General features: G+C 25.7%; 20 protein-coding genes. All 20 read left to right on the top strand.

The window, feature by feature from the left end:
- The 20 genes from ACYQ44_RS06315 to rdgB all read left to right on the top strand — a co-directional run bounded on the left by ACYQ44_RS06315 (position 1) and on the right by rdgB (position 15,808).
- The gene (locus ACYQ44_RS06315; RefSeq protein ID WP_459996049.1) at positions 1–735 is read left to right on the top strand and encodes a Nif3-like dinuclear metal center hexameric protein; all 735 of its coding nucleotides are present in this window, start codon (positions 1–3) and stop codon (positions 733–735) included.
- Between the two features lie 46 nt (positions 736–781).
- Positions 782–1,507 carry a LysM peptidoglycan-binding domain-containing protein gene (locus tag ACYQ44_RS06320; RefSeq protein WP_459996051.1) on the top strand — a complete coding sequence of 242 codons (726 nt, stop codon included), beginning with the start codon at positions 782–784 and terminating at the stop codon, positions 1,505–1,507.
- Positions 1,497–3,176: an HD-GYP domain-containing protein gene (locus tag ACYQ44_RS06325; protein WP_459996052.1), complete on the top strand. Its 1,680-nt coding sequence runs from the start codon at positions 1,497–1,499 to the stop codon at positions 3,174–3,176. The genes ACYQ44_RS06320 and ACYQ44_RS06325 overlap by 11 nt, the downstream gene beginning before the upstream one ends.
- A 126-nt stretch (positions 3,177–3,302) precedes the next feature.
- Positions 3,303–3,437, top strand: a complete 135-nt coding sequence (gene rpmH / locus ACYQ44_RS06330) for a 50S ribosomal protein L34 (RefSeq protein WP_459996054.1) — start codon at positions 3,303–3,305, stop codon at positions 3,435–3,437.
- 1 nt (position 3,438) lies between these two features.
- Positions 3,439–3,789: a ribonuclease P protein component gene (gene rnpA, locus ACYQ44_RS06335; RefSeq protein ID WP_459996055.1), complete on the top strand. Its 351-nt coding sequence runs from the start codon at positions 3,439–3,441 to the stop codon at positions 3,787–3,789.
- The gene (gene yidD / locus ACYQ44_RS06340) at positions 3,786–4,049 is read left to right on the top strand and encodes a membrane protein insertion efficiency factor YidD (RefSeq protein WP_459996056.1); all 264 of its coding nucleotides are present in this window, start codon (positions 3,786–3,788) and stop codon (positions 4,047–4,049) included. The genes rnpA and yidD overlap by 4 nt, the downstream gene beginning before the upstream one ends.
- Positions 4,046–5,386, top strand: a complete 1,341-nt coding sequence (yidC, locus tag ACYQ44_RS06345; RefSeq protein ID WP_459996058.1) for a membrane protein insertase YidC — start codon at positions 4,046–4,048, stop codon at positions 5,384–5,386. The genes yidD and yidC overlap by 4 nt, the downstream gene beginning before the upstream one ends.
- Positions 5,387–5,408: 22 nt before the next feature.
- The gene (gene jag, locus ACYQ44_RS06350) at positions 5,409–6,059 is read left to right on the top strand and encodes an RNA-binding cell elongation regulator Jag/EloR (protein WP_459996059.1); all 651 of its coding nucleotides are present in this window, start codon (positions 5,409–5,411) and stop codon (positions 6,057–6,059) included.
- A gap of 60 nt (positions 6,060–6,119) precedes the next feature.
- A complete protein-coding gene (locus tag ACYQ44_RS06355) occupies positions 6,120–6,581 on the top strand; it encodes a YaaR family protein (protein WP_459996060.1) in 462 nt (153 codons plus the stop codon).
- A 2-nt stretch (positions 6,582–6,583) separates the two neighbouring features.
- Positions 6,584–7,582, top strand: coding sequence for a hypothetical protein (locus ACYQ44_RS06360; protein WP_459996061.1), 999 nt, complete (start codon positions 6,584–6,586; stop codon positions 7,580–7,582).
- A gap of 3 nt (positions 7,583–7,585) precedes the next feature.
- On the top strand, positions 7,586–8,419 hold the full coding sequence (locus tag ACYQ44_RS06365; RefSeq protein ID WP_459996063.1) for a PSP1 domain-containing protein: 834 nt from the start codon (positions 7,586–7,588) through the stop codon (positions 8,417–8,419).
- A 1-nt stretch (position 8,420) separates the two neighbouring features.
- A complete protein-coding gene (locus tag ACYQ44_RS06370; RefSeq protein WP_459996064.1) occupies positions 8,421–8,645 on the top strand; it encodes a DUF2905 domain-containing protein in 225 nt (74 codons plus the stop codon).
- A gap of 37 nt (positions 8,646–8,682) precedes the next feature.
- Positions 8,683–10,575 (top strand): transketolase, encoded by a 1,893-nt coding sequence (locus tag ACYQ44_RS06375; protein ID WP_459996065.1) that lies wholly within the window; start codon positions 8,683–8,685, stop codon positions 10,573–10,575.
- A complete protein-coding gene (gene rnc / locus ACYQ44_RS06380) occupies positions 10,568–11,290 on the top strand; it encodes a ribonuclease III (protein ID WP_459996066.1) in 723 nt (240 codons plus the stop codon). The genes ACYQ44_RS06375 and rnc overlap by 8 nt, the downstream gene beginning before the upstream one ends.
- Entirely contained in the window at positions 11,280–12,089 is an 810-nt protein-coding gene (gene lipS1, locus ACYQ44_RS06385; RefSeq protein ID WP_459996068.1) for a LipS1 family lipoyl synthase, read from the top strand. The genes rnc and lipS1 overlap by 11 nt, the downstream gene beginning before the upstream one ends.
- Before the next feature lie 12 nt (positions 12,090–12,101).
- Positions 12,102–13,142: a dual-specificity RNA methyltransferase RlmN gene (rlmN, locus tag ACYQ44_RS06390; protein WP_459996069.1), complete on the top strand. Its 1,041-nt coding sequence runs from the start codon at positions 12,102–12,104 to the stop codon at positions 13,140–13,142.
- On the top strand, positions 13,139–13,657 hold the full coding sequence (locus tag ACYQ44_RS06395) for a PASTA domain-containing protein (RefSeq protein WP_459996071.1): 519 nt from the start codon (positions 13,139–13,141) through the stop codon (positions 13,655–13,657). Before rlmN ends, ACYQ44_RS06395 begins: the two co-directional genes overlap by 4 nt.
- Positions 13,654–14,556 carry a ribosome small subunit-dependent GTPase A gene (rsgA, locus tag ACYQ44_RS06400; protein ID WP_459996073.1) on the top strand — a complete coding sequence of 301 codons (903 nt, stop codon included), beginning with the start codon at positions 13,654–13,656 and terminating at the stop codon, positions 14,554–14,556. The genes ACYQ44_RS06395 and rsgA overlap by 4 nt, the downstream gene beginning before the upstream one ends.
- A complete protein-coding gene (rpe, locus tag ACYQ44_RS06405) occupies positions 14,547–15,206 on the top strand; it encodes a ribulose-phosphate 3-epimerase (protein WP_459996074.1) in 660 nt (219 codons plus the stop codon). Before rsgA ends, rpe begins: the two co-directional genes overlap by 10 nt.
- A complete protein-coding gene (rdgB, locus tag ACYQ44_RS06410) occupies positions 15,203–15,808 on the top strand; it encodes an RdgB/HAM1 family non-canonical purine NTP pyrophosphatase (protein ID WP_459996076.1) in 606 nt (201 codons plus the stop codon). Before rpe ends, rdgB begins: the two co-directional genes overlap by 4 nt.
- The last annotated feature ends 80 nt before the right edge of the window (positions 15,809–15,888 follow it).

Below are 15,888 nucleotides of genomic sequence, written 5' to 3' on the forward strand. Positions count from 1 at the left end.
ATGGCAAATATTTTTGAAATAGAAAATTTCTTAAATAATTTATTGGAAGTGGATAAATTCAATGATTTTTGCTTCAACGGAATTCAAATAGAAGGAAAACATAATGTGAATAAAGTTGCTGTTGGCGTTTCTTTTAATAAACGCTTTCTTGATGAAGCATTAAAAATTAATGCTGATATGTTATTTGTTCATCATGGAATATTCGGAAAAGATTTTTTTAAAATTAGAGGGTATTTTAAAAAAAGAATAGAAAATCTTATAAAATATAATATTACGTTAATGGGTTACCATTTACCTCTAGATGCTCATATAGAATATGGAAATAATGCTCAAATTGCAAAAAAAATAGGATTGAAAAAATTTGACCCTTTTGATGTTGGAATTATAGGTGAATATGATGAAAAAATATCTTTTGAACAATTTCATACTCTTTTGAAGAATACTTTTAAAAGAGATGACATGGTAATTTATAAAAATAGTGATTTTATAAAAAAGGTAGCTATTATTTCTGGTGGTGCATCCTATGCTTTAGAAAATTTAGAAGGCAAAGTTGATACTTTTATTACTGGTGAAGTAAAAGAACATATTAGAAATATTGCTGAAGAAATGGGAATAAATTATATTAATGCTGGACATTATGTTACAGAGACTTTTGGTGTAAAAGCTATTACTGAGTTATTAGAAAAAAAATTTAATTTAGAAACTATTTTTATTGATATATATAATGAAATTTAATTAATTTATGGTATAATATTCCTGAGAATCTTCAGGAGGTTAAAACATGAAAAAATATTTATTTTTATTAATATTTTTTGTATATGCTATTTTGATTTTTTCTACAAATTTTCTTAAAAGTAATGAAGGATATTACGAGGTTCCTTCATATAGAACTTTCGGATATTTTGAATTTAACAATAATTTTTTTGATAAAAATATTCCATTCTTATTAGCTAATTTAGAATATAAAAATAAAACATATTTTTTGCCTTATAAAAAATATTTATATAAAAATAATGAGATTTTTGTTCTAGGATTGATAGATAGAAACACCAATTATTTAGAAAAAAATTTTCATATTTACAGTATAAAAGAAGCCCTTAATAAATTTTCAAAGGAAATCAATAATGCTAATATTTCTATTCTAATTTTATATGAAAATGTATCTTTGCATGGAGTGAAAATAAGTCAAGAAAGTACAGATATAAACACAATAACAGATAAATTCACACTTGTTATAAAAGATACTTATCCGAGAGAAATTTATTCTCTTGATAATTCAATTTTCGAAAAATACTATAAAGAAGAAAATAAAGATGATAATTATATTTATTACAAAGTAAAAAATGGAGATACTTTATACAGTATTTCAAGAATATTTGGTGTTTCTATTGAATATTTAACAAATATAAATAATATTAAATCGCCAGATTTTTTAAAAGAAGGAATTTTCATTATTGTTGGTACTTCAGATGATTTCAAAGTAAAAGGTGAAGAAAATGACTTATAACCTAGAAAATATTAAATCTTTAATAGCAAATATTCCTATTTCAAATTTTAGATTTATATTAGGAATAAAAATTTCGGATAATTTATTTAGAATAATCACTTATTTTGATTCCGAAAAAATGGATTTTGATTTATCCATGAATAATATGTTTTTTTCTGTAGAAGAAAAATTTAAAATAAGTAATTTTGATTCTATTGAATACGAAGAATCAATTAATAAACATTTTTTTGATGGCAAAGAGGATTTTTTCGCAATCGGTCAAAATATAATTTTCAGAAACGAAGTTGTTGGCTTTATTTATATTTTATTACCAAAAAATACTAAGTTTGATAATATTAATACTTTAAAAGATCTTTTATATGAACATTTAAAGAATTTTTTAACTGTTATACTTGATATTAAAGATAAACACTTGAGGGATTACTCAATTGAGCAAACAATAAATTCAATGTTTTATATATTAAAAGCACATGATGCTTATACATATTACCACTCATTAAGAATTGCTGATTTATCTGTTCTTATAGCAGAGAATTTAAAATTAAATCAAGAAGACATCGAAAAAATATATTATGCTGCTTTAATTCATGACCTTGGTGAAATATGGATCCCTAAGGAAATATTACAAAAATCAGAAAAATTAACTCCTGCTGAGTTAGAGCAAATAAAACAACATACAAATAAATTAGAATTTTTATTTGGTGGTAACGATTATTTTTCTGAATTTGTTGAAATAGCTAAGTACCATCACGAATATCTTGATGGAAGTGGATATTTTAAAAAGAACAAATTTAATTTAACTATATTACAAAGAATTTTAGTTGTTTCAGAAGTTACTGATGCTTTACTTTCAAATAGACCTTGGAGAAAAGCATTAAATATTGAAGATGCTCTTAAAATATTATTAAAAATGGTAGAAAATAATAAATTAGATAACGATATTGTTAATACAACTATAGAAATAATTCCAGAATTTTATGGTGGTTTAATGCAAAGGTCTTTAATGAAATACAACGATGTATTTATTAATATAGAATCTGATGAAAAAACTGAGATTAAACTTAAAGGTAAAATTTTAGATTCCAGAAAAGACTATTTAAACATTTTCATACCTAATAAAATAATAGAAATTAATGACAAAGATATTGACGTTAAAAATACTTATTTAAAAATAGGAAATACATTTACTATAGAGTATTATTCAAATAATAATCTATTTAATAAAACATGCAATATTGTAGGTAAAAATAAATTAGGATATATTTTTAAAATAGAAAAAAACTTATCTAAAGATACTATACATTCTGTAAAATGGAACTTAAATGGTATTGCAGTTCCTTTGAAAAGAGTTGTTTTTGTTGATAAATATGTATGGCGCCTTGACAACGAAAATGCTTTTAAAATTAATATCGAAAGCATTTCTAATAGCAACATTATTTTCTACGCTTTAAAAGATAAAGTAAAAAACATGGCTGATAAAAAAACAGTTATTACATTTGAAGCTATGAATCTAAAAATCAATTTAATCGGTGAAATTGTTTATACAGAAGAAATTTTTAAAGGTTATTATCATTGTGATTTTAAAATTGGAGAAATAAATGCTGATGAGTATACTAAACTAATGCAGGTTATAAATTTAAGAAAAGAACAACTAAAAATGTTACATTAAATTCGGGGATACCCGAATTTTTTCTTAAAAAAAAAATAATTGTAACTTTTTATATTGACATAAAAAATATTTTAAAGGTATAATAGGTGAAGGTATATAGAATAAAATGGAAAAGGAGGAATTTTAATGAAAAGAACATACCAACCTTCAAGAAGGAAAAGAAGCAGAACACATGGTTTTTTAGCTAGAACTAAAACTCCAGGTGGAAGAGCAGTATTAAGAAGAAGAAGAGCAAAAGGAAGAAAAAGATTAGCAGTTTGATATGAATGAAACTTTTAAAAAGAGTGAGAGAATTCACTTTAAAAATGACTTTGATAATGTTTTTTCTTGTGGAAAGAGACAAGTTAATGATTATTTTGTAGTGATATACATTAAAAATAATCTTGAATATTCTAGAATCGGTATTACTATTAAAAAGAAATTTGGTAAAGCTTATAAAAGAAACAAATTAAAAAGATATATTAGAGAAATATTTCGTAGAAATAAAAGTCTCTTTCCACAAGATTATGATATTGTTTTTTTACCTCGAAAAAAACTTTCAAAAGATTTCGATAATATGTCCTTTAATGATGTAAAATATATTATTTTAAATATAGCGGAGCGCTTAAAATGAAAAAAGTATTTTTGTTGTTAATAAAATTTTATAAAAAATTCATTTCACCTTATAAACCATCAAAATGTATTTATTATCCTACATGTTCTTCATATACTTATGAGGCTATAGAGAGATTTGGGGCGTTGAAGGGTATATATTTGGGTTTTCTTAGAATTCTTAGGTGCAATCCTTTTCATCAAGGTGGTATTGATCCAGTACCAGAAAAATTTGTATTTATTCCGAAAAATAAAAATAAACAAAGGGGTGTAAAAAATTGAAAAAAGTATTTTTAATAATAGGACTAATTGTCCTAGGGGTTTTTGTTTTCTCTCAAAATCCAGAATATAAGATTTCTTCATCTGCAACTGAAATCAATTTACAGATGAGGCTGTATAAAGTAACTTTTGATAATATTGGACATATAAAAAGTTTTGAAATATTACAGGACAGAAGCAATACATTATTTGTAAAAATATATAGTTATTACAATGATAGTTTTGATATTTATGATGAAAATGGAAATGAATTATTACCCATATCTTATGACATAGATGATTCATCAGAAGAATTTGTTGAAATAAATTTTAACTTTGATAATTTTGGAAAAAAAACATATAGATTCTATAATGATTCATATTATCATTTTGATATTTCTTTCAATAATTTAATTGGAAAAGTAATTATCCCAACTATTTCATATCCTAATAGCGTAATTACTGATAACGATATACTCCTTTCTTATTTAGATAAACCTATAAAATCTTTATATATTTTTGATGGAAATAATTTAAAAATAGAAAATAACAGCATCTATATTACAAAAAATGTAACTTTTAAAAATTATATGGGACCTAGAAAATATATTTTTGTTAAACAAATTTTCTCAGAGAAATACGATAAAATTATTGAATTATCAAAATCTATAAATGCTATAAATTGGTTATGGTATATTAATTATGGTTTTGTTACCTTTTTATGGTGGCTATACAAATTTACTGGTAACTTTGGTTGGGCTATAATGATCTTCACTGTTGTCATTAGAACCTTGCTATATCCTTTATATCATAAGCAAACAAAATCAATGATAGAAATGAGAAAATTACAACCAGAAATAGAAAAAATTAAGAAAAAGTATAAAGATCCACAAAGGCAACAACAAGCATTAATGGATTTATATAAAGAGCATAAAATTAATCCTGCTGGCGGTTGTTTAACTGCATTTGTTCAATTGCCTATTTTTTGGATTTTATATGGAGCAATAAATTATTATCAAGGAACTTTTGCTTATAACCCTCAATTCTTAATATGGTCTGATTTATCTCAAGGTGGATTTACTCAAAATATCGTGTTAGTTTTATTAAGTGTTGCTGCTTATTTTTATAATTCATTGCAATCAGCTACTGATAGAAAAACAGCATGGAATACATCAATTATGATGATTGTTTTCCCATTCCTATTTATCAATTTACCAACTGGAATATTTATTTATTGGGTAACAAATGCTGTTTTACAAATATTTATTACTGCATATGTAAATAAGAAAAATAATATAAAAGGTTTAACATTAAGAGAATTTTTTGGATTAGGACCTAAACCTTATAAAACATCTAAATAGTCACAATTAGGAGGTGCCAAAAATGAATATCAAGATTCGAGAAAAAAAATTTGAAGGTAAAAGTATTGACTTGGCATTTGATGAAGCTGTTAAATATTTTGATGCCTTACCTGAAGAGATTAATTTTGAGGTGATTCAACAACCAAAGAAAGGATTCTTAGGAATTGGTAACAAAAATGCTATTATCAGCGCATTTTTAAATGAAAAGTATTTATTGAATAGATTAAATGATTTCTTGAGTTCTATTTTAGAACATTTTGAAGGAGATTTTGATTATTCAATTAATTTTCAAGGTAAAAATGTTTTGGTCAGAATGGAAGGCGATGGTTTAGGTAAATTAATAGGAAAATACGGAAGAACAATAGGTGCTATGCAACATATTTTATCTATCTATATTAATAGGTTATCAAGCACTAAAATTGATGTTAATTTAGATGTTGGCGAATATAGGCGGAAGAAAAAAGAAAAAATATATGAAATTGTAGATAACGCTGTAAAAAGATTGAATGAAGAACACGAACGTATAGAATTAGCTCCCATGTTTTCTTATGAAAGAAGAATAGTTCATGAATACGTTAGAAAACAATATCCATATTTAAAAACGGAATCAATTGGCTTAGAACCGTATAGAAAAGTTGTTATAAGATTAGAAAAATCTCATATTAAAGCCTGAAAGAAAAGGGGATTTCCCCTTTTTCTTTTTTTGTAGTATAATTAGGTAGGGGGTGTAATAATGTTTATTAATCCTTTATCAGGAAATTCATCTCAAAAGCCTGAGGATAAAAAAATTAAAAAGAAAAAAACTTCAAATTCACATAAATCTTCTACTAGAAAAAAAACAAATTTTTCTGAAATAATGGATCTAAATGAATTTGAAATAATAAAAAAAGATTTAAATAAAATATTGGAAAAAATCGAAGAATATGGCACAGAGTTTAAAAGATCCCCTGTTGAAAAAAACCTGGAAAAATACAAAAAAAGCGTAAAAAGTTTTTTGAGAAAAATTGAGAAAAATTTATACAGATTAAATTCTAAAATGAATTTTAAGGAAAAAAATTTTTTTGTCGTTGCAGAAGAAGTTAACAAAGAACTAAAAGAACTTACAGATTCTCTATTGAAAAATGAAGCTGGAGCATTTTTTTATGCAAAAAAAATTGATTCTATCAACGGCCTTTTGCTTGATTTATATAAATAGGGGTGATTACCATTTTAGACAAAATACAAAATTTTAAAGGAAACTCAATTTGTCTTGTTAATCAAGATAAATATATTTTATATAATACAGTTGAAAATTTAAAAAATAAGATAAATACAAATGATATTTTTGAAATTATTCCAAAAGATGGTAATATTAAAATTCAAGATATTAGGGATATGCAGGAGTTTTTATTATATAAACCAAACTTTTCTGATTATAAATTGGTTATTATTCATGAAATAGATAAAATGACTCAACAAGCAGCAAATGCTTCTTTGAAAGTTTTAGAAGAACCTCCAGAATTTTCTATTATTATTGGCACAACTTCAAGATGGTATAATCTTTTATCTACTATAAGAAGTAGATTATATAAAATTGTGTTACCAAATCCAAATATAATTGAAATAATTAAAAATAAATATCCAGAGTATTACATTAATCTTTCTTTTTCAATAAAAAATGATTTTGAATGTGCTTATTATATTTTAGAAAATCAAGAAAATGCAAAAAAATTACTTGATTTAGTAAAGAATTTTTCTTCCTTAGATAATAATGATCTAATAAAATATTTAATAAGTGAAAATACTGATATAGAAAGTAAAATACTAAAATACGAATCTTTTTTTGAATTAATAAAAAGATTTGAAAAACTAAATTTAATAGAAATTCAAAATATAATTGATAAAATATTATCGTATAAAAATAAGCTTAATGATAAACTGAAAACAATAAAATTTCTTGCAAAGTTATTTTTAGCTGTTTATCATGATGCATTTATATATTCTTTAACAAGTTATTGGAAAGAATTTTATTCATTAAATATGGTTTATTTTTTTGGTATGGCGGAATTTGAATTGGACTTTCAACAAATATATGATAATGTTCAATGGTGCGAAAATATAACTAAAAGCAATATTTCCAATTTTAATTTCGATTTAACTATTCAAACTATGTTTTTAAGGTTTATTCATGCTTTTTTCAAAAATAAGGAGGAATAAAATATGATAAATTTAAAAGCTTTAGTATATGGAGTGGAAATTACTAAACTTTCTCCAATTCTATATTACGCCGGAAATGGTGAAGAAATTAATATTGGAGATTTAGTTCTAATAAATGCAGATATGGGATTAGACGTGGGAAAAGTAGTGTCTGGACCAAAAGAAATGACATTTGAAGAAATTGGTTATGAAGTAACATCTATTATAAGGAAATTAAATAATGATGATATGAAAATCTATGAAGAAAATAAAAAAATGGCTAAAAAAGCTAAAGAAGTTACTGAAATAAAAGCTAAAGAATTAGGTCTTCCTATGCGCGTTCTCGCTGCTAGATTTGTTTTTGATAAATCAAAAATAATTGTTTATTTCGGTTCCGATACTAGAGTTGACTTCAGAGAACTGGTTAAAGATCTTGCTAAAGAATTTAAAGCACGTATTGAACTAAGACAAATTGGAATTAGGGATGAAGTAAAAATGATCGGAGCTATTGGATTATGTGGTCAGATTACTTGTTGCTCAAGATTTTTAAGAAAATTTGATTCTATAAAAATGGAAATGGCAAAAACTCAACAAATGTTAATAAACACTGCAAAAATTTCAGGAAGATGTGGCCGTTTAATGTGCTGCTTAGCTTATGAAAATGAATTTTATGAAAATGAGTTGAAATGTATTCCTAATGAAGGTTCTACTATAGAATATGAAAATGTACCTGCTAGAGTAATTACTGTAAATGCATTTTTAAAACAAGTAACACTGCAAATTATTGAAAACAATCAACCAGTAATAATAAAATTACCATTTGAATATTTCAAAAAAAATTGCCCTTACGGTGATTAATATGCAGATTATAGGAAAATCTCTGATTTCAATTGGAATAGTTTTAATTATTATTGGTTTAATTTTTTATTTTTCCAATAAAATTCCATTTAAGATAGGTAGATTACCTGGAGATATATTAATAGAAAAAGATAATTTCAAATTTTATTTTCCTGTAACAACAACCATAACTATAAGTATTATACTAAATATAATATTTTTTATTATAAAACGCCTTACAAAATAAACATCTTAAATAAAAAATAATGAAGGAGGAGTAAAAGATGAAAAAATCCATAAAAGAATTAAAGGAATTAGGCAAAATTTGCAGAGGAGATATTTTAAAAATGACTACTATTGCAAAATCGGGTCATCCAGGAGGGTCAATGTCTTCAATTGATATGTATTTAAGCGTATTTAATATGGCTAACATAAATCCAGAAAATCCATTTGATCCAAAGAGGGACAGAGTTGTTATAAGTCATGGACACACTTCTCCAGGTGTTTATTCTGCTTTAGCAAGACTTGGATTTTTTGATGTTGATGAATTAATAGCAGGATTTAGACATGCTGGATCAATTTTCGAAGGACATATAACAAGAGGCATTCCTGGCGTTGAATGGACCACTGGAAATTTAGGGCAAGGTTTATCTGCTGGAGTTGGGATGGCTTTAGCAGCTAAAATTACTGGAGATAATTATCATGTTTTTGTTTTACACAGTGATGGAGAAGCTCCAAAAGGGCAAATTTCAGAAGCAAGAAGAACTGCAAAAAAAGAAAATTTAAATAATTTAACAGTTTTAGTAGATTATAACGATATTCAAATTTCTGGAAGAGCTAGAGACGTTTTATATGTTGATATAGTTAAAGAATATGAAGCAGCTAATTGGAATATTATCGAGGTTGATGGTCATGATTATGAACAATTATTTAATGCATTAGAAGAAGCAAAAAATAATAAATTAGGACCAACTGTGATTATTGCTAAAACGATTATTGGAAAAGGTGTTTCATTTATGGAAAATAGACATGAATATCATGGAGCTCCTTTAAAAGAAGATGAATTAGATAAAGCTTTAAAAGAATTAGGTTTAGAAAATGATATCGAGAAATATAAAAATATGCGAAAAAACTTACCATTATTAAGAGAACAATTGAAATTTAAGGATTATGTAGTAACTGCTGATCCAGGAACTCCTATTATTTATTCAAAAGAAGATAAAATTGATAACAGGGGAGCTTTTGGAAATGCTATTGCTGATCTCGCCAAAGTCAATAAAGGGAAAGTTCCTATCGTGGCTGTTGATTGTGATTTAAAACCTTCAGTTAAGTTGGAAAAATTTGAAAAAGTATCACCAGACGCTTATGTTCAAATTGGAATTCAAGAACATAATGCTGCAACCATTGCTGGGGCTATGTCAGTTTGTGGTGTTGTACCATTTTTCGCTGATTTTGGAGTATTTGGACTTGACGAAACATTTAATCAACAAAGATTAAACGATATTAATCATACTAACTTAAAAACAGCTGTCACTCATTGTGGAATTGATATAGGTGAAGATGGAAAAACCCATCATGAAATAAACTATATAGGCTTGGTTAGAAGTTTCTTTGATACAAAATTAATTGTCCCAGCGGATCCAAACCAAACTGATAAGGCAGTTAGATATGCTGCTTCTACATTGGGAAATGTAGTTATAGCTATGGGAAGATCAAAAATACCTGTAATATTAGATGAAAATGGAAACCCATATTTTGGTAAAGATTATAAATTTGAATATGGAAAAATGGATATTATTAGAAAAGGTAAAAAAGTAACTATATTGACTCATGGAAGTGTTGTATATAAAGCTGTTAAAGTTGCAGATAAACTAAAAAATGAAGGAATAAACATAACTGTTATTAATGTCTCAGCTCCATTAAAATTTGACGCAGCTAAAATAAGTGAATATATAAATAATTCACATGTAATAATATATGAAGATCATAATAAGTATAATGGACTAATAGTAGAATTTTCAAAATCAGTAGTGGAAAATAAAGTAAATCCATTAAGCGTTAACTCATTAGGTGTCGATAATTATTCACCATCAGGAAATAATGAATCATTATTTAAAATATTTAAATTAGATGAAGAATCATTATTTAACTTAGTTAAGGAGAAAGTAAATGAATGATTTTGAAAAACATATTATAAATAAAGTAAAAAATTTAGTCGGGTTTGAAGATATAGACGAAGAGCTTCTTTTCGAAGCTCTTTGTCATTCATCATATTCAAATGATTATAATTCAAAAGGACGAATGATAAATTCAAATGAAAGATTAGAATTTTTAGGTGATTCTGTTTTAAACTTAATAATAGCAGAACATTTATATGTAAATTATAATCTAAATGAAGGTGAAATGGCTAGAATTAGAGCAACCGTCGGAAGTGAACTAATTTTATTTGAGGCAGCTAAAAATTTAAATTTGGGAAATTATATTTTGCTTAGTAAAAATGAAGAAAAATTTGGTGGGAGAGAAAAACACTCTATTATCTCAGACCTTTTTGAGGCTATTTTAGGAGCAATATATTTATCTCTTGGATATGAAAAAGCACGAGAGTTTACACTAAAAAATTTAAAACCTTATATAAAAGAGGCTATAGATGGAAATTTATTTTTAGATTATAAAACAAAATTACAGGAATTAACTCAAAAGGATTTAAAGATAAGACCTGAATATATTCTTGTAAGACAAGATGGCCCACCTCACAACAGAACTTTCATAATTGAAGCTAGAATTAATGGGAAAACCTATGGAAAAGGTATTGGAAAATCCAAAAAGATTGCAGAACAACTTGCTGCAAAAGAGGCTTGTAAAAATTTTAGTGGTGAGAAAAATGGGAAATAAAATACATTTTGTAAAGATGAAAGAAACTAAATCTATTTCGTTAACAGGGCAATATTGCTATTTAAATTGCAAACACTGTAATAAACATTATTTAGAAAATATGGCAACATTAAATGAAATTGAAAAATTAAATAACATATCTTCTTTTCTTTTAAGTGGAGGTATGAATAATGAAATAAAAGTACCTGTATATAATTTTGTTGATCAACTTAAAAAATATAAAGAAAAATATAATTTTAAATATAATATTCACACTGGTTTTATGAATTATAACGAATTATTAAAAATAAAAGATATAAGTGATGCTATTTCTTTTGATTTAGTGGGAAATAAAAAAACCATGTTAGATGTATATGGCATTGATAAATTTGAAGATATGTGGAAAACCCTAAATATTTTATTTGAATTAGAATTTAATGTAAAGCCGCATATTACCATTGGTCTTAATGGGGGAAAACTAACTCATGAATATGATGCTTTAAATAGACTAAAGAAATTTAAGCATATTGATGAAATTATTTTTTTAGTGTTTATACCTACAAAAGGTTCATATTTTGAAAACAAACTTCCACCTTCAATTGATGATGTATATAAAGTATTCGAATATACAAAAAGCATTTTCCCAAATATTAATCTTACTCTTGGTTGTATGCATCCAAAAGGAAAATACAGAAAAAATTTACAAGAAAAATTGCTTTTTATAGCAGACAAAATCGTTCAACCTGTAAAACATACTATTGATTTGGCCAGAAATTTAAATTTTGAAATAACATGGAGCTATGAATGTTGCGTATTTTAGGAGGTAATTGAAATGGTTAAAAAGAATATTTTAGATTTTAGTTATGAAGAATTGATTGAAGAATTCAAAAAAATAAATTTGCAAAAATTTAGAGCTGATCAAGTTTTAGATTGGATATTTAAAAAACATGTTTTTGATTTTTTTGAAATGACAAATCTTTCTAAAGAACATAGAGAATTATTAGATGAATATTTTTATATATATATACCTGAACCTATAGATATTCAAGAATCAAAAAAAGATAAAACTACTAAGTTTCTTTGGAAATTAGAAGATAATAGAACTATTGAATCAGTATTACTTTTCTACCCTAATAGGATTTCTGCTTGTATTTCCTCACAAGTCGGGTGTGCTTTAAAATGTAAATTCTGTTCTACAGGCGCAAGTGGTTTCGAAAGAAACCTTAGTACTGGTGAAATAATTGCTCAAGTTTTAGCAATAGAAAAATTAAGAGATGTAAATATAAACAATATAGTTTTAATGGGGATGGGCGAACCTTTATTAAATTATGATAATGTTTTAAGAGCTATTAAAAATTGGAATAATAAAAAAATGAAAAATCTTGGTGCAAGAAGGATTACTATTTCAACTGCAGGAATTGCTGATAAAATAGAAGAATTAGCAGATTTTAATTTGGATATTAGATTATCCGTATCTCTACATGCACCTAACAATTATATAAGAGATCAAATTATGCCAATTAATGCAAAATATCCAATTGAAGAGGTTATTCAATCTTGCAAAATCTATCAGGAGAAAACTAAAAATAGAGTTACAATAGAATATATAGCTATAAAAGGTTTAAATGATGAAGAAAAACATGCAGAAGAATTAGCAGAATTATTAAAAGGATTAAAAGTTATGGTTAATATTATTCCCGTAAATCCAAATCCTGCTAATTATGAAAGACCCTCAAAAAGATTTTTAACCAATTTTGTTAATAAATTGAAAGAACATAATATTGAAGCTACTCTAAGAATTGAAAAAGGAACTGATATTGATGCTGCCTGTGGTCAGTTAAAATTAAGAAAAAAGGGTTTTATTCAAAAATGAAAAAAAAAGAGGTTATTCCTTTTATAAAAAAAATTTCTTACAATTTAACGATGTTTATATTAGGAGCAATTACTGGAGGATTAATATTGCTCCTCTTTATATTTATCTTTGTTAATAGCTCTTCTTATGTTTCAATACCAGAATTAAAAGGAGAGACTAAAGATACCGCTATAAATGCTTTAAAAGAATTAGGACTTATTCCTTTAATTGAAGGAATAGGAGAAAAAGTGTTATATACAGAACCCGCAGCTGGAACAAAAGTAAAAAAAGGCAGACATGTTTTTATTCAATTAGGAAAAATTGAACCTCTAAAAGTACCTGATTTAATAGGTGTTCCTTTGGAAATTGCTGAACAATTTCTTTCTTCTTATGAATTAAATTATAAAATAGAAAAAATATATTCTCAAAATAAAGATATAGAAACTGTTTTCGAAATGAATCCAAAACCTGGGACTCCTGTAAAAAAAGGAGATACTATATTATTAAAAATTTATTCTTCGGAGGTGAATGAGTGAACATAAGAAAAGGAATAGTTACTCGTTTCCATTCAAACACTTTAGAATTAATAGATTTAGAGACATCAAAAAAATTAACTGCTTATTTAAGGGGAAAATTTAAATTACAAAAAATAACACCTATAGTTGGTGATTATGTTGAATACTCTTTAGATGAAAATAATTCTGCAAAAATTGAAAATATACTTCCAAGAAAAAATTTATTATATAGACCTAAAATCGCAAACGTTGACCAAACAATTTTAGTTACCTGTTTAAAAAGTCCAAAAGTTGATTATTTAATTATGGACAAATTTCTTGTTCAAGTTGAAAAAAATAATCTCGATTGTATTATTGTATTAAACAAAGTAGACCTATTGAACAAAGAAGAAATAGATAATTTTTTAAAAATTTATTCTCCATTATACCCTGTTATTTTAACAAGTGCTAAAAAAAATATTGGAATAGATGAAATTAAACCCTATTTAAAAAATAAAATTTCAACTTTTGCTGGAATGTCTGGCGTTGGAAAATCTTCTTTACTAAATAAAATTAATCCTGGACTTCAACTAAAAGTAGGAAAAATTTCAGAAAAACTTCAAAGAGGAAAACATACTACTACTTATACAGAACTATTAGATTTTGATTTTGGTGGATTTGTTGCAGATACCCCAGGATTCGCTGCATTTGAAGTATATGATTTTGAACCAAAAGAACTACAAAAATTTTTTATAGAATTCCATGAACATTCAATGTACTGCGCTTTTAATGATTGTGTTCATATAAACGAACCTCACTGCGGAATAAAAGATGCTGTTAAAAATGGGGAAATTTCAGAAAATAGATATAAAAATTATTTAAAAATATATAATGAGGTAGAAGATTATAATAAAAAAATAAGGAGGAAAAGATGGAAATGAAAATTTATCCTTCAATTTTAGCTGCTGATTTTTCTAAATTAGGAGAACAAATAAAAAACGTAGAAAATACTATTGATGGAATACACTTAGATATTATGGATGGGCTTTTTGTTCCTAACATTTCATTTGGTACTCCCATAGTAAAATCTATTAGAAAAATTACAAACAAATATTTAGATGCTCATTTAATGATCGTTAATCCAGATAGATATATTGAAGATTATGCAAAAATGGGTGTAAATGGAATTACTGTTCATTATGAAGCTGTTACTCATTTACATAGAACTATTACAAAAATTAAAGATTTAAACTGTGATGCAGGTGTTTCTTTAAATCCACACACTCCTGTATTCCTACTTGAAGAAATACTCCCATTTGTTGACAGAGTTTTAATAATGAGTGTAAATCCTGGATTTACTGGACAAAAATTTATACCTGAAACATTAAATAAAATAAAAAAACTCAAAAAAATGATTGATGAAAAAAATTTAAATGTTGTAATAGAAGTAGATGGTGGAATTGGAGAAAAAAATATTAGAGATTTATATATTTCCGGAGCAAAAGAATTTGTTGTGGGTGCTGGTATTTTCCATCAAGAAAATCCTTCAAAAGCTGCTAAAATTTTAAAAAAGGTTGGTTTAGGAGAATGATTATATATTTAGCTACTAACAATAAACATAAATTAAAAGAAGTCAACGAAATAAAACCAAATAACTTTGAAATAAAAGGAATGTTCGAAATCCTCAAAAATTTCGAAGTAAATGAAAATGGAAAAACATTTCTTGAAAATTCCATAAAGAAAGCAATTGAAACTGCACAAGTTTTAAGAACTCCTGTTATTGCTGATGATTCTGGTCTTGAGATTGAAATATTAAACGGATTTCCAGGCGTATATTCTTCGAGATTTATGGAAAATAAATCTTATAAAGAAAAAATGAAACATATATTAAAGAAAATGGAGAATGTTCCATTTAATAAAAGAACTGCAAGGTTTGTTTGTGCAGCAACATATTATAATCCTAAAAACAATTTTCTTTTTTCTGTTGAAGGCGAAATAAAAGGAAAAATAGCATATTCCATATTAGGTAAAGATGGTTTTGGTTATGATCCGATTTTTATTCCTGATGGTGAAACTTTGACATTTGGGCAACTTGGTCAAGAGGTGAAAAATCGTATAAGCCATAGAAAAAAAGCATTTCAAAAACTATTTTCAATATTGCTTAATATTCCAAAATTAGAAATCATTTCTTAAAATTTTTAACCTATTGTTTTCTTGACTTTTAATGATTTTTCTGATATTATATTCTCGGTCACGAATGGTGAATAACTAAA

The organism is Marinitoga arctica, assembly GCF_054657315.1.

What these genes read in the sequence shown, in the direction of transcription:
- lipS1 (WP_459996068.1), top strand. Translation starts at nt 11,280, where the DNA reads ATGGGAAATAAAATACATTTTGTAAAGATGAAAGAAACTAAATCTATT.
- jag (WP_459996059.1), top strand. Translation starts at nt 5,409, where the DNA reads ATGAATATCAAGATTCGAGAAAAAAAATTTGAAGGTAAAAGTATTGAC.
- rnpA (WP_459996055.1), top strand. Translation starts at nt 3,439, where the DNA reads ATGAATGAAACTTTTAAAAAGAGTGAGAGAATTCACTTTAAAAATGAC.
- rdgB (WP_459996076.1), top strand. Translation starts at nt 15,203, where the DNA reads ATGATTATATATTTAGCTACTAACAATAAACATAAATTAAAAGAAGTC.
- ACYQ44_RS06315 (WP_459996049.1), top strand. Translation starts at nt 1, where the DNA reads ATGGCAAATATTTTTGAAATAGAAAATTTCTTAAATAATTTATTGGAA.
- ACYQ44_RS06325 (WP_459996052.1), top strand. Translation starts at nt 1,497, where the DNA reads ATGACTTATAACCTAGAAAATATTAAATCTTTAATAGCAAATATTCCT.
- ACYQ44_RS06375 (WP_459996065.1), top strand. Translation starts at nt 8,683, where the DNA reads ATGAAAAAATCCATAAAAGAATTAAAGGAATTAGGCAAAATTTGCAGA.
- ACYQ44_RS06365 (WP_459996063.1), top strand. Translation starts at nt 7,586, where the DNA reads ATGATAAATTTAAAAGCTTTAGTATATGGAGTGGAAATTACTAAACTT.
- rlmN (WP_459996069.1), top strand. Translation starts at nt 12,102, where the DNA reads ATGGTTAAAAAGAATATTTTAGATTTTAGTTATGAAGAATTGATTGAA.
- rpe (WP_459996074.1), top strand. Translation starts at nt 14,547, where the DNA reads ATGGAAATGAAAATTTATCCTTCAATTTTAGCTGCTGATTTTTCTAAA.
- ACYQ44_RS06355 (WP_459996060.1), top strand. Translation starts at nt 6,120, where the DNA reads ATGTTTATTAATCCTTTATCAGGAAATTCATCTCAAAAGCCTGAGGAT.
- ACYQ44_RS06320 (WP_459996051.1), top strand. Translation starts at nt 782, where the DNA reads ATGAAAAAATATTTATTTTTATTAATATTTTTTGTATATGCTATTTTG.
- ACYQ44_RS06395 (WP_459996071.1), top strand. Translation starts at nt 13,139, where the DNA reads ATGAAAAAAAAAGAGGTTATTCCTTTTATAAAAAAAATTTCTTACAAT.
- yidD (WP_459996056.1), top strand. Translation starts at nt 3,786, where the DNA reads ATGAAAAAAGTATTTTTGTTGTTAATAAAATTTTATAAAAAATTCATT.
- ACYQ44_RS06370 (WP_459996064.1), top strand. Translation starts at nt 8,421, where the DNA reads ATGCAGATTATAGGAAAATCTCTGATTTCAATTGGAATAGTTTTAATT.
- rnc (WP_459996066.1), top strand. Translation starts at nt 10,568, where the DNA reads ATGAATGATTTTGAAAAACATATTATAAATAAAGTAAAAAATTTAGTC.
- rpmH (WP_459996054.1), top strand. Translation starts at nt 3,303, where the DNA reads ATGAAAAGAACATACCAACCTTCAAGAAGGAAAAGAAGCAGAACACAT.